Source organism: Nocardia takedensis NBRC 100417 (genome assembly GCF_000308695.1).
GTDB classification, from domain to species: domain Bacteria; phylum Actinomycetota; class Actinomycetes; order Mycobacteriales; family Mycobacteriaceae; genus Nocardia; species Nocardia takedensis.
In genome coordinates this window covers 11,612-36,457 of sequence record NZ_BAGG01000001.1, presented here as the reverse complement: position 1 = coordinate 36,457, position 24,846 = coordinate 11,612, and the positions used below count along the sequence as shown (strand labels likewise).

The window sequence follows — 24,846 nt, the reverse complement described above, 5'->3', positions numbered from 1 at the left end:
ATCCGCGGGGTGCGCACCGCGCTGCGGCACGTGGAGACCGGCGATCTGGACATCGAGGTCAACGTCTACGACGGCACCGAACTCGGCGAACTCCAGAGCGGGTTCAACCGGATGGTCGCCGGACTGCGCGAACGCGAACAGATCCGCGATCTGTTCGGCCGCCACGTCGGCCAGGATGTCGCCGACGCCGCGCTGGCCGCCGATCCGGTGCTCGGCGGCGGCGAGACCGAGGCGGCCGCGCTGTTCATCGACATCATCGGCTCGACCCGGATGGCCGCCAGTCGCCCGGCGACCGAGATCGTGGACATGCTCAACCGGTTCTTCGGCGTCGTCGTCGACGAGGTGGAACGGCACGGCGGGCTGGTCAACAAATTCGAGGGCGACGCGGCGCTGTGCATCTTCGGCACCCCCACCCCGCTGCCCGACGCCCCGGGCGCGGCGCTGGCCTGCGCCCGCGCCATCCACACCCGACTGGCCACGGCCTCCGATTTCACCGCCGCCCTGGGGGTCGCGGCGGGACGGGTGGTCGCGGGCAACGTGGGCGCGCACCAGCGCTACGAGTTCACCGTCATCGGCGACCCGGTCAACGAAGCCGCGCGATTGTGCGAACTCGCCAAGCAGGACGACGGCTTGGTGTTGGCCTCCGCCGACACCGTGGCCGCCGCGGCGTCGACCGAGGCCGCCCACTGGGTGCCGGGCGAATCGGTGACGTTGCGCGGGCGGGTCAGCGCGACCCGCCTGGCGCGTCCCCGCCGCGCCTGAGCTGGGATACCCCGCCTACCCGCAGGACACGCTCTAGACTCGGCCGGGTGTTGCCAGCCGTCGAGGCGGGTGCCGTCGGGGCGGGAGAGAATCCGGTACCACCCACCCCTGGATCGACGGTGCCGATACGCCCGCTCACCTTCCGTGAACTGCTCGATCTGCCGTTCGCGGTCATCCAGGCCAACATCAAGGCGCTGCTGGGCCTCGGGCTCGGCGCGCTCGTCGTGGCCGAGACGGTGGTGCTGGTGCTGACGGCGAGCATCGCCGAACTGAACGACGGCGCCGACTCGGCCACCGCGTGGTCGGCGGTGCTGTGCACGATCGTCTGCGCGTGGCTGCTGCGCTACGTCCTGCGGGGCACGACCGTCGCGCTGGGGCTGGCCACGATCTCGGGCAGGCGTATCGGGGTGCGCGCGGCCCTGTCGACGTTCGCGGCCCGCGCCTTGCCGCTGCTGATCTTCCAACTGCTGTTCACCCTGGTCGGTGTCGCGGTGACGGCCCTGTGCCTGGTGCTGATCGTCACCGCTCCCCTGGTGCTGCCCTGGCTGGGCTATCTGCGGGCGGGCCGCTGGGTCACCGTGCCGGTGATCGTCGCCGAACACCTCGGCCACGGCGCGGCGGCGGGACGGGCGAAACTGCTCGTCTCGGGGAAGACGTGGTCGCTCGCCGGCCTGTGGATGGCTCAGCGCGCGCTGTTCACCCTGCTCGCGGTGCCGCTGCTCGGGGTGCCGTGGTTCGTCAGCGACATCACCGGCACGCATCGCTGGCCGTTGATCGCGCTGCTCACCTCGGCCGCCCTGCTGCTGGTGATCTTCGGCGAGGTCGTGGAGGCCAGTTCCCGGGTGGTCGCCTACGTCGACCTGCGGTGCAGGCGCGAAGGTTTCGACATCAGGGTTCCGGAGGTCCGGTGAACGAGCCGCATTCGACCGACGCGCCACCGCAGCCGCGCCTCGGGGCCGCCTCCGACCATCGCGACGCCGCCGAGAACGCCGCCCAGCGCCGCGATTTCGACCGCGCGCTGCGTGAACGCTTCCGCGCCGTGCTGCGCGGCCTGGAACAAGGCGGCGTCCTCGAGGTCCGCCGCTCGCGCACCGCCGACGAGACCGCCGACGACGCGTCCGCCGCGCTGCCGCACGACGCCACCGCCGACCTGCGTCCGGCCGCGCGCAGTTTCGACGAAGTCGTCTACGGCGGGCGACGCGCCACCGAGGATGAATACCGCCGCCTCGAGTACGCCGACCGCTACTCGCGCTCCGCGCCGCCGCCGGGACGCGAACCGGTCGAGGCGACCGTGGTCGACGCGGAGGCCGTGCCGAGCCGACGCCGACGCAAGCTCGCCCTGCCCACCGCCCTCGGCAATCCGCGGTTCTGGGCGATCCTGCTGGGTGTCGTCGTCCTCGCGCTGCTGGTGTGGGTGGTCATCCAGACGATCAACGCGCCCGACGCGCCACCGCCCCCGCCGAAACCGCCGCTGCCGCCCCCCGGCGATCCGAACACCGACTACGACCGCCCCGACATCGATTTCGGCCCCGGCCAGGACTCGATCTTCGAGCGCCTGCCCGCGCCGCTGGCCTTCGGCGGACTGCAATTCCTCATCGCGGGCGCGCTGCTGGTGTGGTGGCGGGCCCGGCGGCGCGGCGCGCTGGTCGGCGAACCGCGCCCGGTCGAGGTCGCCGCCAACGAACTGCTCGACGGTCAGGCGGGGCTCTACCGCCGCGCCCGCGACCCGGAATACGTCGCGGCGAAACTGCGCGCCACCACGCTGCGCCGCCTGCGGCCGTCGCTGGGCGTGCCCGCCGACGCCGGACCGGACCAACTCGTCACCGCCATCGCGCAGCGCACCGGCGGCGACCCCGCCGTCATCGGCGCGGCGCTGTTCGGACCGGTGCCCGACACCGCCACCCTGCGACAGGTGGCCTCCCGACTCGAAGGGATCCAAGCGCGCGGATGAGCACCCACGCTCCGAACGGGACACACAGGAGGGCCCGATGACCCAGACCGACACCGAACGCATCCCGACCGCCGAGGAGGCGGCCGCGGCATTCGGCGCGCTGCGCGCCGAGATCGGCAAAGCGGTGGTCGGCAACGACAACGCGGTCATGTACCTGGTGCTGGCGCTGCTGTGCCGGGGCCACGTGCTGCTCGAAGGCGTTCCCGGCGTGGCCAAGACGCTGCTGGTGCGCGCGCTGGCCACCGCCCTGGACATCGAGCACACCCGCGTCCAGTTCACCCCCGACCTGATGCCGGGCGATGTCACCGGATCGCAGATCTACGACCCGCACTCGGCCGAGTTCACCTTCCGGCACGGTCCGGTGTTCACCAATCTGCTGCTCGCCGACGAGATCAACCGCACCCCGCCGAAAACCCAGTCCTCACTGCTGGAATCGATGGAGGAGCGGCAGGTCTCGGTGGACGGCAAACCGCAACCGCTGCCCGATCCGTTCGTGGTGATCGCCACCCAGAACCCGATCGAGCAGGAGGGCACCTACCCGCTGCCCGAAGCCCAGTTGGATCGCTTCCTGTTCAAGGTCGACATCCGGTTGCCCGGCCGCGACGACGAATTCCGCATCCTGCAACGCCACGCCGCCGGGTTCGACCCGCGCGATCTGACCGCGGCCGGGCTGCGTCCGGTGGCCGGTCCCGCGCACATCGCCGCGGCCCGCGCGGCGCTGGCCCACGTGGTGATCAGCCCCGAAGTGCTGGCCTACATCGTCGACCTGTGCCGGGCCACCCGCAGTTCCCCCGCCGTGCAGCACGGCGCCTCCACCCGCGGCGCGACGGCGCTGATGTCGGCCGCGCGGGCGTTCGCCTGGCTCAACGGCCGCGGGTTCGTCACCCCCGACGACGTGAAATTCGTCGCGACCGCGGTGCTGCGGCACCGGTTGCACCTCAAGCCGGAGGCCGAACTGGACGGGGTGACCACCGAGGGCGTCATGTCCTCGCTGCTGCTGTCGGTCCCGGTCCCGGTGTAGCGGTGGTCGTCACCGGTCGACTGGTCGCCGTCGCCGCGGCGGGCGCGCTCGTGGTGGCCGCGGTGTGGCCCACCTGGTTCGGGGTGCTCGTGGTCACCGCGCTGCTGGGCGTCGCCGTGCTGTTCGACGTGGGTTCGGCGGCGCGCGGGTCCGATCTCACGCTGTCGCGGTCGGCGCTGACTGTCGTGCGCCTCGGCCACGACACCGAGGTCGAGTTGACGGTGGTCAACACGGGCTCGCGGGTCGCGCGCGGCTACCTGTGGGACGACTGGCCGCGCAGCGCCCGCGCGGACACGCACGCGCACCGACTCGATTCCGCGCCCAACACCCGGGTGCGGCTGCGCACGACGCTGACCCCGGCCTACCGCGGCGACCGACAGGCAGGCCCGGTCACGGTGCGTCTGCTGGGTCCGCTGGGTCTGGCGGGCCGCCAGAGCAGACAGCGCGTACCCGCCAGGGTGCGGGCGCTGCCCGCGTTCCGCAGCGAACGCCTGCTGCGCTCGAAGGTCCGGCGACTGCAACATCTCGAGGGCCGCAACATCGCCAACACCCGCGGGCAGGGCAGCGAATTCGACTCCTTCCGCGAATACGTCGCCGGTGACGACGTGCGCTCGATCGACTGGCGGGCCACCGCCCGCGCCACCGACGTCCTGGTGCGCACCTGGCGGCCCGAACGCAACCGCAACGTCCTGATGGTGTTGGACACCGGGCGTTCCAGCGCGGGCCGGGTCGGGGCGGGCACCCGCCTCGACGCGAGTATCGAGGCGGCGTTGCTGCTGGGCGGGATCGCCGCCGCGGCGGGCGATTCGGTGGATCTGCTGGCCTTCGACCGCGAGGTGCGCACGGAGGTGCGCGGGATCTCGGGCAACCGCTTGCAACTGGGTCTGATGCACGCGTTGGCCGGTGTGACGCCGGCGCTGGTCGACACCGACAGCGCGGGCCTGGTCCGCGCGGTGCTGCAACGGGCGCGTCGCCGCTGTCTGGTCGTGTGGTTCACCACACTCGACGGCGCGGCGGTCGAGGAGAACCTGCTGCCGGTCCTGCCGACCCTCGCCCAGCGCCACCGGGTGCTGATCGTCTCGGCCACCGACCCGGAGATCGTGGCGGCGGCCGCTCGCCGGGAACGGCTGCCCGACCTGTACCGGGCGGCGGCCGCGGAATCCGTGCTGGCCGAACGCGCGCTGGTGCAGGAGGCGTTGCGGCGCAGGGGTGTCGCGGTGATCGCGGCAGGCCCCGACCACCTCGCCGAGGCGCTGGCCGACGAGTACCTGGAACTGAAGCAGTCCGGCACGATGTGAGCCGCACCCGCGGGCGGACCGGATCAGCCGGTGCGCACCAGTCCCGCCGAACTCGGGGTCAGGGCGCGCCGCTGCCGTTCGGCGACCACCGCCCCCAGGATCTGCACGGGCGGATAGCCCGCCGGGGGCGCGACCCGCATCCGCGCGCACACGGCCGTGACGAGCGCGCCGCCGATAGCGGCCTGCGCGGCGGGGGTCAGGGTGCGCACGCGGGTCAGGAACTGCCGCGTCGCCAGTGCCAGATCCTCCGGGATGCCGGACAGATCGGTGCTGGTCGCCCAACCGACCAGCCACGGCGGCGGGACGACGAGCGCGGGCGCGGGCAGCGGGGCCTGCGCGTGCACCACGACGGTGCCCGCGAGGACGTCGCCGACGCGGCGCGCGTCGGCCGAGCACATCGAGGTGATGACCGCGACCGCGCCGAAACTGCCGAACACCCAGAAGTCGACGATCGCGCCCGCCAGGCCGCGGGTCAGCGCGTGCCGGAAATCGACGGGACCGCCGTCGGCGCGCACCACGCGCAGGCCGAGCGCGAACTTGCCGACGCTGCGACCGCGGCTGAGGGTCTCGATGGTGACCGGATAGCCCACCAGGATCGCGACGAGGGTGGCCAGGATGATCGCGTCGTGCCACGCGGAGTCCAGATCCGCGGGCAGCGTGACCGTCAGCAGGAAGATCAGGCCGATCGCGAGTCCGGTCTGGACCATCAGATCGAGGACGAAGGCGGTGGCCCGGGTCGGCACGCGCGCGATCGCGAGTTCGAGGGCGACCGCTTCGCCGGTGGTGAATTCGGCCATCTCGATAGCATTCTTTCGACCGGCGGTTAGGGAGGCAACCGAATGGACGTGGACGCTTACAGCTTGGCACACCGCCGGTCGTGGGAGCGGCTCGATCATCTGGCCAAGCGGCGCAGGCTGACCGGCGCCGAGGCCGACGAGATGCTGGTGCTCTACCGGCGCACCTCCCAGCAGTTGGCGCGGCTGCAGTCGCACAGTCCGGACCCGCAGTTGATCGCGGGGTTGAGCGCGATCCTGACTCGCGCGCGCGTGCGCGTGCTGGGCACGAAATCCGACGCGTGGGCGCAGATCGGCCGGTTCTTCACCCACGTCTTCCCGGCGGCGGTCTACCGGTCCTGGCCGTGGTGGGCCTCGACCGGCGCACTGTTCCTGGCGGTCGCGACCTTCTTGGCGGCGTGGGTGCCGGGGTCGGGGACCGCGCGCGACCTGTTCGGCATTCCGGCCGACAACCGCGATGTGACCGCGCCGGGCGGATCGTTCGAGACCTACTACACCGAACATCCCAACGACGCGTTCGCCGCGCAGGTGTGGACCAACAACGCCTGGGTCTCGGCGGTGGCGCTGTTCACGGGCGTGTTGATCCTGCCCGCCGTCTACATGATGTTCATGAACGCGGTCAACGTCGGCATCACCGCGGGACTGATGGCCGAGGCGGGGCGTCTGGACGCCTTCTTCGGTTTCATCCTGCCGCACGGAATCCTGGAGTTGACGGCGGTTTTCGTGGCGGGCGGCGCGGGGATCAAGCTCGGCTGGACGCTGGTGGACCCCGGCGGGCTGAGCAGGTTGGCGGCGGTGGCGCGCCAAGGCCGGGCCACGGCGACGATCGCGATGGGCCTGGTGGTGGTGCTGTTCGTCTCGGGCCTGCTGGAGGGCTTCGTGACACCGAGTCCCCTGCCCGCCGCGGTGCGGATCATGATCGGGGCGGTCGCCGAGGTGGCCTTCCTCGGCTACGTGTTCGTGTTGGGCAGGCGCGCCGTCGTGGAGCAGGATCTGGCCCGGGCGTTGCCGTTCGATCCCGAAAGCCGTCCGGAGTTGCCGGGCGTCGCGGCGGCGAATGCCGTTGCGGTCGCAGCGGGAGAACCCTCACAGCTCAAGCAGACAACTGTGAGCACACGATGATGGAAACCGCCCGGACAATCGGTGGCTACGCCGGGTAACGGATCGGTGAAGAACTCCCCCATTTGAGTTCCGCTGACCGCAGCGAGTCGAGCTCAGCTGCGGTCAGCGTTACCGTCGACTCTACACAATCGTTATGGGCGCGCAACCCTGCTCGGCCGTGTCGTCGGTATAAGGAAGCCGGTCAGCAAACCTTGGTGACACAGGGTTGTTTCACTCCCGCAGCTAACCCGTGGCTGATTTCGAACCCCTCCGCGGGTACCGTTCCATCACCCCGAACGGACCACTCAACTACCCCGAACCACTCGTAGCAGGTAGGGGCCGCGACAGCCCTCGAGTGGGTTGCCAAGGACCGGTCGTGACATTCGGTATGCAACCCTCACATCGCCCCTAGCTGGAGATTCGATGGCCGAACCCGTGGTTGCTGGAGGTTGGACCACCAGAAAGAGACCTCAGGTTTGTTAATGGGGTAAATATCCAGACGTGCGACTCTCATCACAGGGGCTTGACGCATGTACATCAGGTCAAACAGGGAGATAACCAGCCGCACCTAACCGCGTTCCCGAGTACCGCCAGGTACCGATTCAGCACAGCGACGGCAACCGAAAATCCGTGGTGTGATCTGCGCCTCACTCGTGAATACCGCGGCGAGAACAGGCGATACCGCAGTACTCGGCACTGTGCGAACGCGAAAGGGCGGACCCGAACAAGCGGGTCCGCCCTCGCGGAACGACCGATTCACCCGGGAACCGATCAGGCTTCGGCCAGCCCCAACCGCGCGTGCACCAGCCGCAGCGGACGCGGGGCGAACCACGCCGCACCGCCCAGCAGCCGCATGGCCACCGGCACAAGCACCCCGCGCACCAACGTCGCGTCGATCAGGATCGCCAGACCCGCACCGAGCCCGAAGAACTGGATGAACCGCACATCGCTGGTGACGAAGGCGAGGAAGCTGATCGAGATCAGCGCCGCCGCCGTGGTCACCAATCGGCCGGTGCGCCCGAGCCCCTCGGTGACCGCCCGCACCGACGGCACCCCCTGATCGTGCAGTTCCTTGATCCGGCTGATCACGAACACCTCGTAGTCCATGGACAACCCGAAGGTGATGCAGAACAACAGCAACAGCATCGACACGTCCAGCGGCGCGGGCGTGAATCCGAGCAGCCCCGACAGGTGACCGTCCTGGAAGATGAACACCATCAACCCCAGCGTCGCCGCCAGACTCAGCACATTCGACACCAGCGCGCGCAGTGGCTGCACGATGCTGCCGGTGAACAGGAACAGCAGCGCGAAGGTGGTCAGCAGGATCCAGCCGATCGCCAACGGCAACCGGTCGCCGATCGAGGTCAGACTGTCGCGCAGTTCCGCGACCTGCCCGCCGACCAGGGCGGCGGTCCCGGACGGCGCGGGCACGTCGCGGACCCGGTCCACCAGATCCCGCGCCTCGGCCGAATCACGGTCCAACGCGGTATGCACCGTCAACCGCTGGGCCTCGGGCCGTGCGAAGCGCAGGTCGGCGGGCGAGGTGGCCTGCCGCTGCCCGGCGGCGAAAGTGCCCGCGCTGGAGTCGACCTGGGCGACGTGCTCGACGCGCGAGAGGGCCGCCGCGTAGTCGGCCAGCGGACCGGCCGCCACCCCGGAGGTGGTGACGATGGAGAGCGTGTTCGCCTCGCCGCCCCCGAATCCGGTGCGCAACTCGTCACCGACCTGGCGCGCCTCGGAGGTCGTCGGCAGTACCCGGTCGTCGGGGGTGCCGAAGCGGACGCCGAGCAGCGGCACCGCCGCCAGCAGCAGCAACACCACCACGGGGATACCGGCCAGGGCGGGGCGGCGCATCGCGAATCCGGCCACCCCGGACCAGAACCGCGAGGACTCCCCGCGAATGCCCTTCACCCCCGGCACCTTCCACGCGTCGGCGCGGTTGCCGAGCACCGCGATCAGCGCGGGCAGCGTGACGACGGCGGCGAGCGCGGCCACGACCACCACGCCGGTGCCCGCGTAGGCGAACGAGCGCAGGAAATACTGCGGGAAGATCACCAGCGAGGACAGCGCCGCGGCCACCGTGGCCGCGCTGAACACGATGGTCTTGCCCGCGGTCGCCACCGCCGCCGCGACCGCGTCGCCCGGTTCGACGCCGTCCGCGCGGCGTTCCCGGTATCTGCTCAACATCAGCAGTCCGTAGTCGACGGCCAGTCCGAGACCGAGCGCGGTGGTCAGGTTGACCGCGTAGATGGAGACGTCGGTGAGCGAGCCGAGGATGGACAGTTCGGTGAAGGTGCCCAGGATCGCGATTCCGCCGACCACCGTGGTCAGCAGCGCGGCCACCACATTGCCGAAGGCCAGGACCAGCAGCGCGAGGATGAGCGGGACCGCGATCCCCTCGGCCAGCGCGAGATCCTTGCCGATCTGCGTGCCGACGGCCTCGAAGGTGGCGGCGAACCCGCCGATGCGCACCTGCGCGACCGGACCGTCGGACCGGTACTGCTCGATCACCTCCGCGGCGATCGCGTCCTTCTTCGCGGGATCGGTCTCGGTGTTGCCCGCCAGGACCACCGCGGCGGTGCCGTCGGTCGAGCGCATCGCGGGTGATCCGGTGTCCCAGAACGAGACCACGTTGGTGAGTCGGGCGTCGGCGGCCAGCGCGCGGCTCAGTTCGCGCCCGACCTCGGCGGCCGGTCCGTCCACGACGCCCTGCTCGGCGCTGACGAGGAAGATGTAGTCGGTATCGGAGCCGAACTCGCTGACCAGTTGTGCCGCCGCGCGGCTGGATTCGGCGGCGGGGTCCTCCTGGCCGCCCGCCTGCATCTTGGCGAACGCGGTGACGCCGAAGGCGCCTCCCGCGATGAGCGCGATCACGCTGAGCACCAGTAACCAGCGAGCTCGGCGCACTACGAAGGTGCCGAGTCGTTCGAACATGTCGGGCCTCCCGGTCGGGATGTTGTCGCCTGTAAACTTTATGGGTGTCAACTTGCCATGCGATGTGTGCGGGTGTCAACATCGAAGAGATGGCGAAATCGCGAACCTCCCCCGAGCAAGCGCCCACCACCGCGTCGGCGCCGACCCGCGGCCGCTCGTATCACCACGGCGACCTGCGCAACGCGCTGATCCGCGCCGCCGCGGGCCTCGCCGAGACCGGCGGCCCCGAAGCGGTCACCGTCCGCGCCGCCGCCCGCACCGTCGGGGTGACGCCGACCGCCGCCTACCGCCATTTCGGCAATCACGAAGAACTGCTCGTCGCCGCCCACCACCAGGCCCAGAGCAGTCTGTTCGAGGCGATCCAGGAAGCACTGACGGCGCTGCCGCCCGAGGCCGCGGGGGTGGACCGACTCTCGGCGGCGGGCCAGGGCTACATCACCTTCGCGCTGCGCGAACCCGGACTCTTCCGCACCGCGTTCTGCGTCCCGGAGTCCCACGCCGCCGAGCATCCGGACGACAAGGGGCACATCGACGCACCCGCGTACCTGGTGCTCTCGGAGATCCTGGACGGACTGGTCGCGGAGGGCTACACCGATCCGACCGATCGCGCGGACGCCGAGATCGGCGCGTGGTCGGCCGTGCACGGCTTGGCGGCGCTCCTCGTGGACGGCGCGCTCGGCAAGGTCGACGACGCGGCCCGCGCAACCCTCATCGAGCAGACCCTGGAACTGGTCCGACGCGGCTTGGCGACCGGTCCACAGGCCGGCCGGTAGACCCACGACACGCCCGGGTTCCCCGCGATACGCACAGGCTATGCGCATGTCCTGTGCATAACCCTCCAGTCGAGGATGAGAGTCGCGACGCGGTCGCTCGCCAACACGCTCGGCCGCCCGAAACCACGCGCTGAGCGCGATTCCACCCGCCTTCTAGCACCGAGAAAACAGCCTCTACCTGGCTATATGTATGAAGGCTTCGAGTCGGCGCACCCGGCGCGTCGACCTCCGCGATCCGCACCGGTTTCCCCTCCGCAGCACCCGAGCTACCCGTGAATCGCCGTCCGACAGGCGGCGGTGCAAAAGTTATCCACAGAAGTACCCCGGATATCCACAGGCCGAGCAACGCCTGTCAGCCGAGCCGCAGAATGCCCGTCACCGTGCCCTGCCACATCCGTCCGCCGGTCGAGATCAACGCCGACATCTGCAACGGATCGTCGACCGTGCCCGGAATCGGATGCCGCGCCACCTCCGCGCCGGTCGCCGGATCGAGCACCGCGAGCGCGAAACCGTCCAAGGGAGTCGTCGCCGACGGCCCCACCCTGGCGACGGTGTAGAGCAGTCCGTCGGCCGTCGACACGTGCGGCACCACCACGCTGCGCACCGCGCTCTCCCACACCGTGTGGCACCCCGAGTCGCCCACGTCCACGCGGGTCATACCGCCGGTGAAGGGCGCCGAGGGCGGGAGCGCCGGACCGGCGTCGTCGGGCACCGTGGGATACGGGTAGCCGTAGGTGCCGGCGAGGAACACCGACCGCCCCACACCGATCGGCGAATTCTCGCTGCCCGCACCCCCTTCGGCCAGCACCGGCGACGAACACACGGGATCGCCGCTGCCGGAGCGGAACACCAGCACCCGCACCCGGTCGTCGGCGTTGTCCACGATCGTCACGTAGTCCGCGCCGGTCCATGGCCCGAAATAGGTGGGCGTGGAACCGGTTCCCCAACTCAACTGCCCCGGCTTGCGCGCCGACCCGCGTTCGTAGGCGGCCCGCCACAACTGCCGCGGACCCGCCGGATCGGCCCGGAACTCGTAGAGCGCGTGGGTGCTAGCGACAGCGACCCGGTCACCGGGAGCCGCGGAGATGCTGTTGGCGACCCGCTCCCCCGCGGGCAAAGCCACCGTCGACACCACACCGGCGGGCGAGACCGTCCCGACCACGCCCGCGCCGGTCGCGAACCAGACGTTCCCGGACCAGTCCGCCACCAGACCGGTCACGTTGTCGCCCGCGGGAATCGCGCCGGACAGATCGGTCCTGCTGTCTACCGCCAACCGCCACCGACCGTCGGCCGCCCTGGCGTGTCCGACGCGCAGCAGCGCCCGGTCGCCGTCGACCACCACGAGGCGATCCGCGTCGTCCAGGTAGGCGTACACGCCGCCGAGCAGACTGCCGCGCACCAGTTCGAGCGCGGCGAGCGAACCGCCGACCGGGCCCGGCGCGTCCGGGTCGAGCAGATGCACGGTCGGCGTCCGGCCCGCGATCGAAGTGCACAGCGCCACCACCATTCCGTCGGCGCCCTGCAACACCGTGGGGCACGCCGAAGCCAACGGATAGACGGTGACGGCGGGCGCGTCCGTGCCCGGTCCGGGCAACGGCGTCGCGTCGGAGGACCCGGCGTCGCCGTGCATGGTCGCGGTCCCGACCGGCCCGAGGTGCGGGTTGGGCGTGGCCAGGGGGCCGAGGGTGGGGGCAGCGCCTGCCGGGCCGGCGGAGGCGAGCGCCACGGCGCAGGCCGCGAACAGAACCAACGGGGTGCGCATGGGCGGCCCTTCGATCGGCGACTGGGGCGGCTCCAGGCTAAGCCGACACCTCGCGTCCCGGGGTACCGACCTGGACGGTCGTCCATTCCACGGCCCGCCGAGTATCCGACCCGAAGACGACGAAAGGTCCGTACCTGCGCGGTACGGACCTTTCGTCGGTATTGTGGGCGAAGGGGGACTTGAACCCCCACGTCCCGAAGGACACTGGCACCTGAAGCCAGCGCGTCTGCCATTCCGCCACTCGCCCGAGCGACTGGATGAAGGTATCACGGGGGCGCGCGGTTTACGAAATCGCCCCCTGACCGGCCCGGACAGGGGGCCGGCCGAACCCGTTCGCGACACCGGGAACCACCGGGGGTTTCCGGGAGTTACAGGTGTGGACGATCGTGGATATCATGCAAGGAACGTGGTCGGTACGCGACACGCCATGCGCGTGTGTCGTTGTTATGAACGAGTAGAGGCTCACGGAGACGCTCACCGAAGGGAGGCCGGAATGGGCATCGTCGACCGTTTCGAGCGTCGCCTGCGAGGCACCGTCGACGACGCGTTCGCCCGCGCCTTCGGCGGCAGCGTCGTACCCAGGGAAGTGGAGGCCGCGCTCCAGCAGGAGGCCGCGGACCACGTCCAGGATGTGGGCGGCGGGCACCTGCTGGCTCCGAACAGCTATGTGATAACCATCAATACTTCCGACCACGAACAACTGGACGCCGATCACGAGCTCACGACCCGCGCGTTCGCCAAACATCTCCAGGACTACATCCGCGATCAAGGGTGGCAGACCTACGGCGAAGTACACGTAGCGTTCCAGGCATCACCTACGCTGCACACCGGACAGTTCAGGACGAGCGGCAGCGTCGATCCCGACGCGAGCCGCAGAGCACCCCAGGCTCGCAGCCCCGAACCCCCGCCACAACGACCCGCTAACCCGCAACCAGGAGCTGGCCCCATGACGCAGAACTCTGGCTACGACCCGAGCCGTGAGCCCGCGGAGTCCGATCCACGCAGCCGCGGGTACGCGCCGCCGCCGGCGGGGCGGCCCGGTCCCCAGAACGGGGCGTACCACGACGAGTACGCGCGCGGCGGCGCGGGCGGCGCGGGATACGGCGGTGGCGCCGACTACCAGGCTCCGGAGTCGCAGCAGGGGTACGGCGATTACCAGAACGGCTACGACTACCAGCAGGGCGGTCACGGCGGCCAGTACGGCCAACAGGCGTATCAGGACCAGAACTACGGCCAACAACCCCAACAACCTGGCGGGTACGGGGGCGGTGGTGGTGAACGCGGCTACGGCGGCGGCCAGCCCGGCCAGCAAGGCTATGGCGAACAGGGCTACGGCCAGCAGCCCGGCTACCAGGAGCCCGGCTACGGCGACCAGGGCTACGGCCAGCAGGGCTACGGCCAAGGCGGCTACGGCCAGCAGGGCGGATACGGCGACCAGGGCTACGGCGATCCCGGCTACGGGCAGCAGGGCTACGGCCAGCAGAGCTACGGGCAGCAGGGCTACGCCGAATCCGGCTACGGTGACCAGGGTTATCCCGAGCAGAGCCCGTACGGCCCCGACGAGCAGCAGGGCTACGGCCAGGCGTACTCGCAACAGCCCGGCTACGGGGCCCAGCCCGGCTACACCTCGCCCGGCGGCTACGCTGCGGGCGCGCAGGCCGGTTCGGGATTCTCGGCCACCCTCCAGCTCGACGACGGCAGCGGCCGCACGTACCAGCTACGGGAGGGCAGCAACATCATCGGCCGCGGCCAGGACGCGCACTTCCGCCTGCCCGACACCGGTGTCTCGCGCCGCCACATCGAGGTCAGGTGGGACGGCCAGACGGCCATGCTGTCGGACCTCGGTTCCACCAACGGCACCCTGGTCAACGGGTCGCCCGTCCAGGATTGGCAGCTCGCCGACGGCGATGTCATCCGCGCCGGACATTCCGAGATCCTGATCCGTATCGTCTGATCCCGTAAGCTCGCTCGCGATGCGGATCACGGCATGACGCGTCCCCACATGGCAACCCGGGGTTCTGCGGCCTTATCGTGATCGAAATCGTCCGACGGCCCTATGATGCTGCCAACGCGCACGGCACCCCACCGGTGCCGCGCGAGGCAGGCAGCTCGCGGGGTGGGTCGAACCGCACCGACGGCACCGACGGACACACGGTCGAACAGGAGGTGGAACGCCGTGCAGGGACTGATCCTGCAACTGACCCGCGCGGGGTTCCTGCTGCTCTTGTGGCTGTTCGTGTGGGCGGTGATGCGTACCTTGCGCAGCGACATCTACGCGGCATCCGGCGTTCGGATACAGCCCAGGGCCGCACGCGGTTCCGCGGTGCTGCCTTCCTTCAGCCGAGGCCAGAAGGGCGCCAAATATCTTGTGGTGACTCAAGGTTCACTCGCCGGCACCCGCATAACGCTCAGCACCCAGCCGGTGCTGATCGGGCGTGCGGACGATTCCACGCTGGTGCTCACCGATGACTACGCCTCGACCAGGCATGCGCGACTGTCCCCACGCGGTGACGACTGGTACGTCGAGGATCTGGGTTCCACCAACGGTACGTACCTCGATCGCGCGAAGGTGACGACCGCCGTCCGTGTTCCGCTCGGCACCCCTGTTCGTGTCGGCAAAACAGTGATCGAGCTGCGATCGTGACACTTGTTCTCCGCTACGCAGCGCGCAGCGACAGAGGTCTTGTCCGGGGTAACAACGAGGATTCGGTCTACGCGGGAGCACGGTTGCTCGCGCTGGCCGACGGCATGGGCGGGCACGCGGCGGGCGAGGTCGCCTCGCAGCTGATGATCGCCGCCCTGGCCCACCTCGACGACGACGAACCGGGCGACGATCTGCTCGGCAAACTCGACTCGGCCACCCGTGAGGGCAATGCCGCGATCGCCGATCAGGTCGAGGAAGAACCCGAACTCGACGGGATGGGCACCACGCTCACCGCGATCCTGTTCGCGGGCAAGAAACTCGGGCTCGTGCACATCGGCGACTCGCGCGCCTACCTGTTGCGCGGCGGCGAGCTGGCCCAGATCACCAGGGACGACACGTTCGTGCAGTCGCTGGTGGACGAGGGCAGGATCACCCCGGAGCAGGCGCACACCCATCCGCAGCGCTCGCTGATCATGCGCGCGCTGACCGGCAACGAGATCGATCCCACACTCATCATGCGCGAGGCCCGCGCCGGTGACCGGTATCTGCTGTGCTCGGACGGACTCTCCGACGTGGTCAGCGACGAGACCATCGCCAACACCATGCGCGAGGGCACCACCGACGAATGTGCCGATCGTCTCATCGAACTCGCGTTGCGCAGCGGTGGCCCGGACAACGTCACCGTCGTCGTCGCCGACGTCATCGATCTCGACTACGGCCAGAGCCATCCCATCGTGGCGGGCGCGGCCTCCGGTCAGGACGAGGACACTCCGCCGCCGAACACCGCGGCGGGCCGGGCGGCGGCGATGCGCCCCCCACGAGCGACTCCGCCCCGTAGGGCGGCGCCGACACCGGAACCCCCCGCGCCGGGCAAGTCCCACAAACTGCGGTGGATCCTGCTCGCGGTCGGCCTGATCATCGCCATCGGCGTCGGACTGCTGGTGGGCTACAAGATGATCCGCAACAACTACTACGTCGGCGCGGACGGCGGCCAGGTCGTGATCCTGCGCGGACTGCCGGGCTCGGTGCTCGGCTACTCGATCCACGAGGTCGACACCATCGGTTGCGTGAACAAGGCGGGCGATCTGACGATCCTGAAGGTCGGCACCGAACCGCCCGCCTCCTGCAAACCGCTGAGGGTGGACGATCTCAAGCAGACCGGACGCGACCAGGTCACCAAGGGCCTGCCGCCCGGTTCGCTGGGCAAGGCCGAGGAGCAGATGCGCCTGCTGGCCAAGCAGGAACTGCTGCCCGCCTGCCAGCCCAAGCAGCAGGTCCAGCCGACGCCGACGCCCACCCCCGCTCCGCAGCCCCCGCCGGGCCCGCAGCCGGGTGTGGTCCCCGGTGATCCCGCGCAGCCCGCGGGCACCCCCACCGATACGCCGCCGCCGAGCACCGAACCGAGTCCGGCACCCAACCCGGACGACACCAGGGGTACCGACGTCAAGACACCGACGAAGGTGGAGCCCACCGCGCCGACGTCGACCGCGTCGCCGAACCCCCAGATCGCGGGGGAGAACTGCCGGGTGACGGACTGATGTCCGCACCGGCACCTCCTTCCGCCGGGGCATTCCCGAGTCCCCCGGGCGGTTTCGCTCCCGCGCCGCCGCCCTCCACCCGGCGCAACTCCGAACTGCTGCTGTTGGCGTTCGCGGCGGTGATCACCACGGTGTCGCTGTTCCTGGTCGAAGCCAGTCAGGAACAGTCGATCACCTGGGACATCGCCAAGTACGGGTTCGCGTTCCTGGGCCTGTTCGGCATCGCCCACTTGGCGGTGCGCCGCTTCGCGCCCTTCGCCGACCCGCTGCTGCTGCCGATCGTGGCCGTGCTCAACGGTCTCGGTCTGGTGCTGATCCACCGACTCGACCTGGGCGCTGCGCAGAACGCCGAGTTCAACTCGGTGGCGATCCCCTCCCCCGACGCCAACCAGCAGATCATGTGGACCGGCCTGGGCATGGTGATGTTCATCGGCGTGCTGGTCGTGCTGCGCGACTACCGCACCCTGGCCCGCTACAGCTACACCCTGGGCCTGGTCGGGTTGGTCGCGCTGATGATCCCGGCGCTGCTGCCGAGCCGGTTCTCCGAGACCAACGGCGCGAAGATCTGGATCCGGCTGCCCGGATTCAGCGTGCAGCCGGGCGAATTCGCCAAGATCCTGCTGATCATCTTCTTCGCCTCGGTCCTCGTCGCCAAGCGCGACCTGTTCACCACCGCGGGCAAACACATGCTCGGCATGGAGTTCCCGCGCGCCCGCGACCTCGGCCCGATCCTGGCGGTGTGGATCGTCTGCATCGGCGTGCTGGTGTTCGAGAAGGACCTCGGCACCTCGCTGCTGATCTTCGGCACCGTGCTGGTGATGCTCTACATCGCGACCGAGCGGGTCGGCTGGCTCATCATCGGCGGCGGACTGCTCGCCCTCGGTTTCGTCTTCGCCTACAACCTGTTCGGCCACGTGCGGGTCCGCGTCAACACCTGGCTCGACCCGTTCGCCGACTACAACAACACCGGCTACCAGATCTCGCAATCGCTGTTCGGCTTCGCGACCGGCGGCCTGGCGGGCACCGGACTCGGCAGCGGACGGCCCAACACGGTGCCCTTCGCCAAGACCGACTTCATCGTCACCACCATCGGCGAGGAGTTGGGCCTGATCGGGCTCAGCGCCGTACTGATCCTGTTCATGGTTCTGGTGATCCGCGGCCTGCGCACGGCCATCGCGGTGCGCGACAGCTTCGGCAAGCTGCTGGCCGCCGGGCTGTCGTTCACGATCGCGGTGCAGTTGTTCGTCGTGGTCGGCGGTGTCACGAAACTGATCCCGCTGACCGGTCTGACCACGCCGTTCATCTCCTACGGCGGGTCCTCGCTGCTGGCCAACTACGCGCTGCTGGCGTTGCTGATCAAGGTCTCCGACGCCGCCCGCGCCCCCGCCCCGGTGCGCAAGAACACACCGGCCCCGCCCATCGCCGAAGCCCAGACCGAACTGCTGCGACGCGGGGAAGCGAGGCCGCAGGAATGAACACTCCCCTACGGCGGGTCGCGGTCGCGGTGATGGTGATGATCGTCGCGCTGCTGCTCAACGCCACCTACGTCCAGGTCATCAAGGCCGACGACTACCGCACCGATCCGCGCAACTCGCGGGTGCTGCTCGACGAGTACGCCCGCCAGCGCGGCCAGATCTCCGCGGGCGGCACGGTGCTGGCCAGTTCGGTCGCCACCGAGGACCGCTACAAGTACCTGCGCACCTACCCGACCGATCCGGCGGCCTTCGCCCCGGCGACCGGCTTCTACTCGATCCAGTACGGCAGCACCGGGCTCGAACGCGCCGAGGACTCGGTGCTCAACGGTTCCGACAGCCAGTTGTTCGGTTCGCGGCTGATCGATATGGTCTCCGGCCGCGATCCGCGCGGCGGCAACGTGCTGACCACCATCAACCCGGTGATGCAGCAGGTCGCCTACGAACAGTTGACCGCCAAGGGCTACACCGGTTCGGTGGTGGCGATCGAGCCGAGTACCGGCAAGATCCTGACCATGGTCTCCACGCCGAGCTACGACCCCAACCAACTGGTCGGGCACGACGGCGCGTCCACCACCGAGGCGTGGGACGCCCTGACCAGCGATCCCGATCAGCCGATGCTCAATCGCGCGATCTCCCAGACCTACCCGCCGGGCTCGACGTTCAAGGTGATCACCACCGCCGCGGCGCTGTCGAACCGGGTCGCCACCCCCGACGACCAGTTCACCGCCGCGCCGAACATCACCCTGCCCGACACCACGACCACGCTGGAGAACTACAACGGCTCCTCGTGCGGATCGGAGGCCACGGCCTCGCTGACCGAGGCGTTCCGGCGCTCCTGCAACACCGCGTTCGTGGAATTGGGTCTGCGGGTCGGCTCGGCCCGGCTCAAGGACGAGGCGGCCGCGTTCGGCATCGGACCCCACGAGGGTATTCCGATGCCGGTGGCGGAGAGTACGGTCGGCACCATCACCGACAACGCCGCGCTCGGCCAGAGCAGCATCGGCCAGCGCGATGTGGCTCTCACCCCGCTGGACAACGCCGTCATCGCGGCGACCGTCGCCAACGGCGGGGTCCGGATGCAGCCGTACCTGGTCGATCAGTTGCAAGGACCCGATCTGAGCGAATTGTCCCGGACCAAACCCGTCTCGGTCGGTCAGGCGGTGAGCGCGCAGGTCGCCTCGCAGTTGACCGCGATGATGGTCGCCTCCGAGCGTTACACCGCGGGCGGCGAACGCGGCGGCTACACCATCGCGTCCAAGACCGGAACCGCCGAGCACGGCGAGAATCCGCGTTCGACCCCGCCGCACGCGTGGTACATCGCCTTCGCTCCCGCGCAGAACCCGAAGATCGCCCTGGCCGTGCTCGTCGAGGACGGTGGCGATCGAGCGCTCGCGGCGACCGGTGGCTCGGTGGCCGCACCGATCGGCCGCGCCGTCCTCGACGCCGGTCTGGGGGGCTGAACGATATGAACGTCCGAGAGGTACGGGGGCCCCGATGCTGAACAACGGTGCGATGATCGCGGACCGCTACCGCCTCCAGAGGCTCATCGCCACGGGCGGCATGGGCCAGGTCTGGGAAGCGCTCGACACCCGGCTCGACCGCCGGGTGGCCGTCAAGGTGCTCAAGGCCGAGTTCTCGGCCGACCCCACCTTCCGCCAGCGGTTCCGCACCGAGGCGAAGACCACCGCGCAACTGAACCATTCCGGCATCGCCGGCATCTACGACTACGGCGAGACCTACGACCCGTCCGCGGGCGAGACGGCCTACCTGGTCATGGAGTTGGTGCAGGGCGAACCGCTCAACGCCGTGCTCAGCCGGATGGGCAGGTTGTCGGTGGTGCAGGGCCTGGACCTGCTCGAACAGACCGGCCGCGCGCTCGAGGTCGCCCATGCCGCGGGCGTGGTGCACCGCGACGTCAAACCCGGCAACATCCTGGTGACGCCGACCGGCCAGGTGAAGATCACCGACTTCGGCATCGCCAAGGCGGTCGACGCGTCCCCGGTCACGAAGACCGGCATGGTGATGGGCACCGCGCAATACATCGCCCCCGAGCAAGCGGTCGGCGAGGACGCCACCGCGGCCAGTGACGTGTACTCCCTGGGCGTCGTCGGCTACGAGGTGCTCGCGGGCAAGCGGCCCTTCAGCGGCGACGGCGCGATCACGGTCGCGATGAAGCACGTGCGCGACACCCCGCCGCCGATGCCCGCCGACCTGCCCCCCAACGTGCGCGAACTCATCGAGATCACGATGGGCAAGGACCCGCATGCCCGCTACGCCAGCGGCGGCGAGTTCGCCGACGCGGTCGCCGCGGTGCGCGCCGGTCACCGTCCGCCGATGCCGATGGGCGCCGGGGCCGTCGGTCCCGCGACCGAGGGCGCGACCAGGGTGATCCCGCCCGGCCCGACCGCGATCATCCCGCAGGGCGAGAACCCGAACACCCGCTACGGTCCGGCGACGGGCGCGATGGGCCCGCCGTCGACCGCGATGAACCGCGGCGCGGTGGGCGGTCCGCCGCACGGCGGCAACACCGGGTGGACCAACACCCAGAAGTGGATGGCCGGTCTCGGCGTCGGCGCGGTGATCCTCGGCGGCGCGGCCATCTGGCTGCTGTTCGGCGGCGACACCAACCCGAACCCGACGCGCACGCCCGCGACGACGGTCACCTCCACGACCACGCCGCCGCCGACCACCACCGAAGAGCCGGAGCGGACCACCACCCGGCAGGCTCCCCCGCCGCCGCCCCCGACGACCGAGGAACCCGCGCCGACGACCAGCGAGGTCCCGCCGCCGCCCCCGCCGTCCAGCACGACGACGACCACGACCAGTCTCGGGCCGTCGACGCCCAAGACCAGCAAGACCACCACCCAACCGCCGACCCGGACCTTGTTCCCGACGCTGGATCTACCGTTCGAGGAACGGCCGGGCGCGCGCGGCGCGTCGGCCACCCGCAGTGCGCCCAACTCTGCCGAGCAAGGACAACGATGACGACCCCGAAGAATCTCTCCTCGCGCTATGAGCTTGGCGAGATCATCGGATTCGGCGGGATGTCGGAGGTGCACAAGGCCCGCGATCTCCGGCTCAGCCGCGATGTCGCGATCAAGGTGCTGCGCGCCGACCTGGCCCGCGACCCCACGTTCTACCTGCGCTTCAAGCGCGAGGCGCAGAACGCGGCGGCGCTGAACCATCCGGCGATCGTCGCGGTGTACGACACCGGCGAGGCCGAGGTCGACGGCGGCCCGCTGCCCTACATCGTCATGGAATACGTCGACGGCGACACCCTGCGCGACCTCGTGCGCGGCAAGGGACCGCTGCCGCCGCGCCGGGCCATGGAGGTCGTCGCCGACGTCTGCGCCGCCCTGGATTTCAGCCACCGCGCCGGCATCGTACACCGCGACATGAAGCCGGCCAACATCATGATCAACCGGGCCGGCGCGGTGAAGGTGATGGATTTCGGCATCGCCCGCGCCATCGCCGACAGTTCCAACCCGATGACCCAGACCGCCGCCGTCATCGGCACCGCGCAGTACCTCTCGCCCGAGCAGGCGCGCGGCGAGACGGTCGACGCGCGCTCGGATGTGTACTCGGTCGGCTGCGTGCTGTTCGAGATCCTCACCGGGGAGCCGCCGTTCACCGGTGATTCCCCGGTCGCGGTGGCCTACCAGCACGTCCGCGAGGACCCGCGCCTGCCGTCGCACGTGTACCAGGGTGTGCCACGCGAACTGGATTCGGTCGTCCTCAAGGCGATGAGCAAGAATCCGGCCAACCGCTACCAGACCGCGGCGGAGATGCGCGCCGATCTGATCCGGGTGCTCGGCGGTCAGAAGCCGAGCGCGCCGATGGTGATGACCGAGGAGGACCGCACCACGGTCTTCGGCTCGAACGAGCCCGCGCCGCGCACCTTCCGCACCGTGGAGCGCCGCGACGACACCGCCGAACAGGACCCGCCCGAAGAGGGCGCCCAACGCCGCACCACCTACATGGCCTTGGCCGCGGCGGCCGCGCTGGCCGTGGTGTTCACGCTGTTCTGGGTGTTGATCGGGCCGGGTAGCAAACCGGATCAGATCTCGGTGCCCGATCTGGCGAACAAACCGGCCGCCACCGCCCAGCGCGAACTCGAGCGGCTCGGTTTCTCGGTCGCCATCCAGGAGAAGCCCGATTCCAAGGTGGCCCAGGGCAATGTGATCGCCACCCAACCGCTGGGCGGTTCCCGGGTGGACGAGGCCAGCATCGTCACGTTGCAGGTCTCCACCGGTCCGGCGCAGATCCCGGTGCCCCGCCTGGCGCGGCTGACCCAGCAGCAGGCCGAACAGGAACTCAACGCCAAGGGCCTGCGGATGAATCCGGAGGTGCGCCGCGAGGCGTCCAGCGAGGACGACAAGGACAAGGTCGTCACCCAGACGCCGTCCGAAGGGCAGAAGGTCGACGCGGGCGGCGAGGTCACCATCGCGATCGGTTCCGGCCCCGAGCAGGTGCCGATCCCCTACGTCGCCGGGCAGTCCATCGACCAGGCCGAATCCACGCTGACCAAGAGCGCGGGCTTCCAGATCACCATCGAGGAAGTGCAGAACTCCCAGCCCAAGGGCACGGTGATCAGCACCGATCCGCCCGCGGGCACCGCCGCCGACAAGGGGTCCACGGTCACCGTGCGGGTGTCCTCCGGCGACCAGATCAGCATGCCGGACCTGCGGTCCAAGACGCCGTCGCAGGCGGCGGCCGAATTGCGGCAGCTCGGCTGGAACGGTCAGTTGGCGCAGAACACGGTCACGACGTTGAACACCAACGACGTCGGCCGCATCACCTCCCAGCAGCCCCCCGCGGGCAGCACGGTGTCCAAGAGCGGCACGATCCTCATCACGATCGGGGTGCTCCCGCTCGGTCCGCCGTGATGTGCGGGGTGAGTCCCGGGGTTCAGAGTTCGAGGTGACGGTTCATCGACATGGCCTGCTCGGCCATGTCGGTCAACTCCACCACCGTGCGGCCGTGCTCGCGCAGTTTCTCCACGCCGACGCAGTTGTCCACGAAAGTCGCCGGTTCCCGCCAGGCGATGACGACGCGGGCGATGCCGGTGGCCAAGATCCGGTCGGTGCACGGCAGCCTGGTCGCCGTGCCGCGCCGCGAGCACGGTTCCAGGGTGCTGTAGATCGTGGCGCCGACCAGTCGGGGATCGTCGGCGGCGAGTTTGTCCAACGCGGACTCCTCGGCGTGCACCTTCTCGTCGGTCTCGCGGGAGTATCCGGTCGCGATGACCTCCCCGTCGGCCACGACGACCGCGCCCACCGAGAACGCCGTGGCGCTCGGCGGACACCGGCGGGCCAGGTCGATCGCCTCCCGCATGTGGACGTGATCGGCGTCCTCGGCTGTCATCGGACCTCCGTCCTCGCACCGCGCGGCGCGTAGCGCAGCACCACCACGTCCTCGACCGCGCGCACCTCGAGCAGTGTCATCCGGTGCGCGCTGCCACCCGGGAACGCGGCGGGCCCGACGAAACGCGGCGCGTCGGCGTCGCCGACCAGGAGCGGGGCGAGCGCCAGGTGCAGTTCGTCGGCCAGATCGGCGGCCAGGAACGCGGTGTGGATGCCGGTGCCGCCCTCGACCATCAATCGCCGGACGCCGCGACGGCCCAGGTCGTCCAGCAGCGCGCCGAAATCCACGGCGGGCCCCAACGCGACCACGTCGGCCAAGCCGGACAGTCGGTCGCCGAGTCGCGCCGCACCCGCGTCGGTGGTGTAGACGAGACGGTCACCGCCGTGCTGGAACAACCGCTGTCGCGGGTCCAGGTCCCCGCCGCCGGACACGACGACCCGCAGCGGGTACTCCGGCAGACCCGCCGCCACCCGCGCCGCCCGCCGCTCGGCGCTGTTCACCAGCAGCCTGGGATCGTCCGCGCGCAGCGTGCCCGCGCCGATCAGGATCGCGTCGGACTCCGCGCGCACCCCGTCGACCCGGTCCAGATCCGCCGCACCGGAGAGCACCAGCCGGCGCGGGGACGCGTCGTCGATGAACCCGTCCAGACTCGTCGCCACCGACAGCAGGACGTACGGGCGTGCGGTCACCGCAGCACCAAGGCTGCGACCTCCGATTCCAGCACCTGCACCAGCCCCTCCTCGGGACGCCGCCCGCAGACCTCGAGCCAGTTCGCGAGCATCCGGTGCCCGCCCTGGGTGAGCACCGATTCGGGATGGAACTGCACGCCATGGATCGGCAGGGTGCGGTGCCGCATCGCCATCACGATGCCGGATTCGGTGCGCCCGATGACCTCGATCTCCTCGGGAATGGTCTCCTCGAGGACGGTCAGCGAGTGGTAGCGGGTGGCCGTGAACGGGTCGGGCAGCCCGGCCAGCACGCCGGACCCGGTGTGGTAGACCAGGCTCGTCTTGCCGTGCAGCAGTTCGGGCGCGCGGGTGACGGTGCCGCCGAACGCCTCGCCGATGGCCTGGTGCCCCAGGCACACCCCCAGCAACGGGGTGGCGGTGCGCGCGCAGGCGTGCACGAGGTCGATGCTGACGCCCGCGCGGTCCGGCGAACCGGGGCCGGGGCTGATCAGGATGCCGTCGTAGTCCCCCACGACGGCGTCCACGTCGAGCAGACCCTTGTCGTCGTTGCGCAGGACCACCGCGTCGACGCCCAACTGGCCGAGATATTGCACCAGGTTGAACACGAAGCTGTCGTAGTTGTCGACGACCAGTACACGCATGATTCGAGATTACGTGGCGACCCCTCACCCCGTCGCATCCATTACCACTCGAGATAGCCTGGTAGCACACCGGAGGGCCGAACCGCCTCGTCCGGGCCG

The 24,846-nt window shown here is 70.1% G+C and carries 20 protein-coding genes and 1 tRNA gene; 14 read left to right on the top strand and 7 right to left on the bottom strand.

What is annotated here, in order from left to right:
- The 5 genes from ON30_RS00175 to ON30_RS00155 all read left to right on the top strand — a co-directional run.
- Positions 1–762: adenylate/guanylate cyclase domain-containing protein (locus ON30_RS00175; protein WP_040703191.1), on the top strand; the 762-nt coding region annotated here is incomplete at its 5' end.
- Between the two features lie 119 nt (positions 763–881).
- Positions 882–1,673 carry a hypothetical protein gene (locus ON30_RS00170; protein ID WP_245553880.1) on the top strand — a complete coding sequence of 264 codons (792 nt, stop codon included), beginning with the start codon at positions 882–884 and terminating at the stop codon, positions 1,671–1,673.
- Complete coding sequence (locus tag ON30_RS00165) at positions 1,670–2,713, top strand: DUF4129 domain-containing protein (RefSeq protein ID WP_040703182.1); 1,044 nt, start codon at positions 1,670–1,672, stop codon at positions 2,711–2,713. The genes ON30_RS00170 and ON30_RS00165 overlap by 4 nt, the downstream gene beginning before the upstream one ends.
- A 37-nt stretch (positions 2,714–2,750) precedes the next feature.
- Complete coding sequence (locus ON30_RS00160) at positions 2,751–3,734, top strand: AAA family ATPase (protein WP_040703181.1); 984 nt, start codon at positions 2,751–2,753, stop codon at positions 3,732–3,734.
- Positions 3,735–3,736: 2 nt separating this feature from the next.
- Complete coding sequence (locus tag ON30_RS00155; RefSeq protein ID WP_040703180.1) at positions 3,737–5,032, top strand: DUF58 domain-containing protein; 1,296 nt, start codon at positions 3,737–3,739, stop codon at positions 5,030–5,032.
- 23 nt (positions 5,033–5,055) lie between these two features.
- On the opposite strand, the gene ON30_RS00150 is transcribed toward ON30_RS00155, so the two are convergent.
- Positions 5,056–5,829, bottom strand: a complete 774-nt coding sequence (locus ON30_RS00150) for an RDD family protein (protein ID WP_040703179.1) — start codon at positions 5,827–5,829, stop codon at positions 5,056–5,058.
- 42 nt (positions 5,830–5,871) lie between these two features.
- On the opposite strand from ON30_RS00150, the gene ON30_RS00145 reads away from it, so the two are divergent.
- A complete protein-coding gene (locus ON30_RS00145) occupies positions 5,872–6,948 on the top strand; it encodes a stage II sporulation protein M (RefSeq protein WP_083911053.1) in 1,077 nt (358 codons plus the stop codon).
- Positions 6,949–7,698: 750 nt separating this feature from the next.
- Here the strand turns inward: ON30_RS00145 and ON30_RS00140 are convergent.
- Complete coding sequence (locus tag ON30_RS00140) at positions 7,699–9,861, bottom strand: MMPL family transporter (protein ID WP_040703177.1); 2,163 nt, start codon at positions 9,859–9,861, stop codon at positions 7,699–7,701.
- Positions 9,862–9,950: 89 nt separating this feature from the next.
- On the opposite strand from ON30_RS00140, the gene ON30_RS00135 reads away from it, so the two are divergent.
- The gene (locus ON30_RS00135) at positions 9,951–10,634 is read left to right on the top strand and encodes a TetR/AcrR family transcriptional regulator (protein ID WP_040703176.1); all 684 of its coding nucleotides are present in this window, start codon (positions 9,951–9,953) and stop codon (positions 10,632–10,634) included.
- A 352-nt stretch (positions 10,635–10,986) separates the two neighbouring features.
- Here the strand turns inward: ON30_RS00135 and ON30_RS00130 are convergent, their stop codons facing one another.
- Together ON30_RS00130 and ON30_RS00125 are read right to left on the bottom strand one after the other, a co-directional pair.
- On the bottom strand, positions 10,987–12,396 hold the full coding sequence (locus ON30_RS00130; RefSeq protein ID WP_040703175.1) for a hypothetical protein: 1,410 nt from the start codon (positions 12,394–12,396) through the stop codon (positions 10,987–10,989).
- A gap of 164 nt (positions 12,397–12,560) precedes the next feature.
- Positions 12,561–12,643 (bottom strand) — tRNA-Leu (locus ON30_RS00125).
- Positions 12,644–12,889: 246 nt separating this feature from the next.
- On the opposite strand from ON30_RS00125, the gene ON30_RS00120 reads away from it, so the two are divergent.
- From ON30_RS00120 to pknB, 7 genes are all read left to right on the top strand, one after another.
- Positions 12,890–14,350: an FHA domain-containing protein gene (locus ON30_RS00120; RefSeq protein WP_040703174.1), complete on the top strand. Its 1,461-nt coding sequence runs from the start codon at positions 12,890–12,892 to the stop codon at positions 14,348–14,350.
- A 222-nt stretch (positions 14,351–14,572) separates the two neighbouring features.
- Positions 14,573–15,040, top strand: coding sequence for an FHA domain-containing protein FhaB/FipA (locus ON30_RS00115; RefSeq protein WP_040703173.1), 468 nt, complete (start codon positions 14,573–14,575; stop codon positions 15,038–15,040).
- Positions 15,037–16,578 (top strand): PP2C family protein-serine/threonine phosphatase, encoded by a 1,542-nt coding sequence (locus ON30_RS00110; protein ID WP_040703172.1) that lies wholly within the window; start codon positions 15,037–15,039, stop codon positions 16,576–16,578. Before ON30_RS00115 ends, ON30_RS00110 begins: the two co-directional genes overlap by 4 nt.
- The gene (locus tag ON30_RS00105; protein WP_040703171.1) at positions 16,578–18,053 is read left to right on the top strand and encodes an FtsW/RodA/SpoVE family cell cycle protein; all 1,476 of its coding nucleotides are present in this window, start codon (positions 16,578–16,580) and stop codon (positions 18,051–18,053) included. The genes ON30_RS00110 and ON30_RS00105 overlap by 1 nt, the downstream gene beginning before the upstream one ends.
- Positions 18,050–19,513, top strand: a complete 1,464-nt coding sequence (locus ON30_RS00100; protein ID WP_040703168.1) for a peptidoglycan D,D-transpeptidase FtsI family protein — start codon at positions 18,050–18,052, stop codon at positions 19,511–19,513. Before ON30_RS00105 ends, ON30_RS00100 begins: the two co-directional genes overlap by 4 nt.
- A 34-nt stretch (positions 19,514–19,547) precedes the next feature.
- Positions 19,548–21,038: a protein kinase domain-containing protein gene (locus ON30_RS00095; RefSeq protein ID WP_040703166.1), complete on the top strand. Its 1,491-nt coding sequence runs from the start codon at positions 19,548–19,550 to the stop codon at positions 21,036–21,038.
- Positions 21,035–22,939: a Stk1 family PASTA domain-containing Ser/Thr kinase gene (gene pknB, locus ON30_RS00090; RefSeq protein WP_040703164.1), complete on the top strand. Its 1,905-nt coding sequence runs from the start codon at positions 21,035–21,037 to the stop codon at positions 22,937–22,939. The genes ON30_RS00095 and pknB overlap by 4 nt, the downstream gene beginning before the upstream one ends.
- Before the next feature lie 22 nt (positions 22,940–22,961).
- Here the strand turns inward: pknB and ON30_RS00085 are convergent, their stop codons facing one another.
- Genes ON30_RS00085 through ON30_RS00075 form a run of 3 tightly spaced genes read right to left on the bottom strand, consistent with a single transcriptional unit; the run spans position 22,962 to position 24,747 of the window.
- On the bottom strand, positions 22,962–23,417 hold the full coding sequence (locus ON30_RS00085; protein WP_040703162.1) for a deaminase: 456 nt from the start codon (positions 23,415–23,417) through the stop codon (positions 22,962–22,964).
- The gene (locus ON30_RS00080) at positions 23,414–24,106 is read right to left on the bottom strand and encodes a RibD family protein (RefSeq protein ID WP_040703160.1); all 693 of its coding nucleotides are present in this window, start codon (positions 24,104–24,106) and stop codon (positions 23,414–23,416) included. Before ON30_RS00080 ends, ON30_RS00085 begins: the two co-directional genes overlap by 4 nt.
- The gene (locus tag ON30_RS00075; protein ID WP_040703158.1) at positions 24,103–24,747 is read right to left on the bottom strand and encodes an aminodeoxychorismate/anthranilate synthase component II; all 645 of its coding nucleotides are present in this window, start codon (positions 24,745–24,747) and stop codon (positions 24,103–24,105) included. Before ON30_RS00075 ends, ON30_RS00080 begins: the two co-directional genes overlap by 4 nt.
- Positions 24,748–24,846: the final 99 nt, after the last annotated feature.

Bases quoted from the DNA above. Each gene is read 5' to 3' on its own strand.
- ON30_RS00145 (WP_083911053.1), top strand. From the start codon at position 5,872: ATGGACGTGGACGCTTACAGCTTGGCACACCGCCGGTCGTGGGAGCGG.
- ON30_RS00100 (WP_040703168.1), top strand. From the start codon at position 18,050: ATGAACACTCCCCTACGGCGGGTCGCGGTCGCGGTGATGGTGATGATC.
- ON30_RS00085 (WP_040703162.1), bottom strand. From the start codon at position 23,417: ATGACAGCCGAGGACGCCGATCACGTCCACATGCGGGAGGCGATCGAC.
- ON30_RS00075 (WP_040703158.1), bottom strand. From the start codon at position 24,747: ATGCGTGTACTGGTCGTCGACAACTACGACAGCTTCGTGTTCAACCTG.
- ON30_RS00120 (WP_040703174.1), top strand. From the start codon at position 12,890: ATGGGCATCGTCGACCGTTTCGAGCGTCGCCTGCGAGGCACCGTCGAC.
- ON30_RS00135 (WP_040703176.1), top strand. From the start codon at position 9,951: ATGGCGAAATCGCGAACCTCCCCCGAGCAAGCGCCCACCACCGCGTCG.
- ON30_RS00140 (WP_040703177.1), bottom strand. From the start codon at position 9,861: ATGTTCGAACGACTCGGCACCTTCGTAGTGCGCCGAGCTCGCTGGTTA.
- ON30_RS00105 (WP_040703171.1), top strand. From the start codon at position 16,578: ATGTCCGCACCGGCACCTCCTTCCGCCGGGGCATTCCCGAGTCCCCCG.
- ON30_RS00150 (WP_040703179.1), bottom strand. From the start codon at position 5,829: ATGGCCGAATTCACCACCGGCGAAGCGGTCGCCCTCGAACTCGCGATC.
- ON30_RS00130 (WP_040703175.1), bottom strand. From the start codon at position 12,396: ATGCGCACCCCGTTGGTTCTGTTCGCGGCCTGCGCCGTGGCGCTCGCC.
- ON30_RS00160 (WP_040703181.1), top strand. From the start codon at position 2,751: ATGACCCAGACCGACACCGAACGCATCCCGACCGCCGAGGAGGCGGCC.
- ON30_RS00095 (WP_040703166.1), top strand. From the start codon at position 19,548: ATGCTGAACAACGGTGCGATGATCGCGGACCGCTACCGCCTCCAGAGG.
- pknB (WP_040703164.1), top strand. From the start codon at position 21,035: ATGACGACCCCGAAGAATCTCTCCTCGCGCTATGAGCTTGGCGAGATC.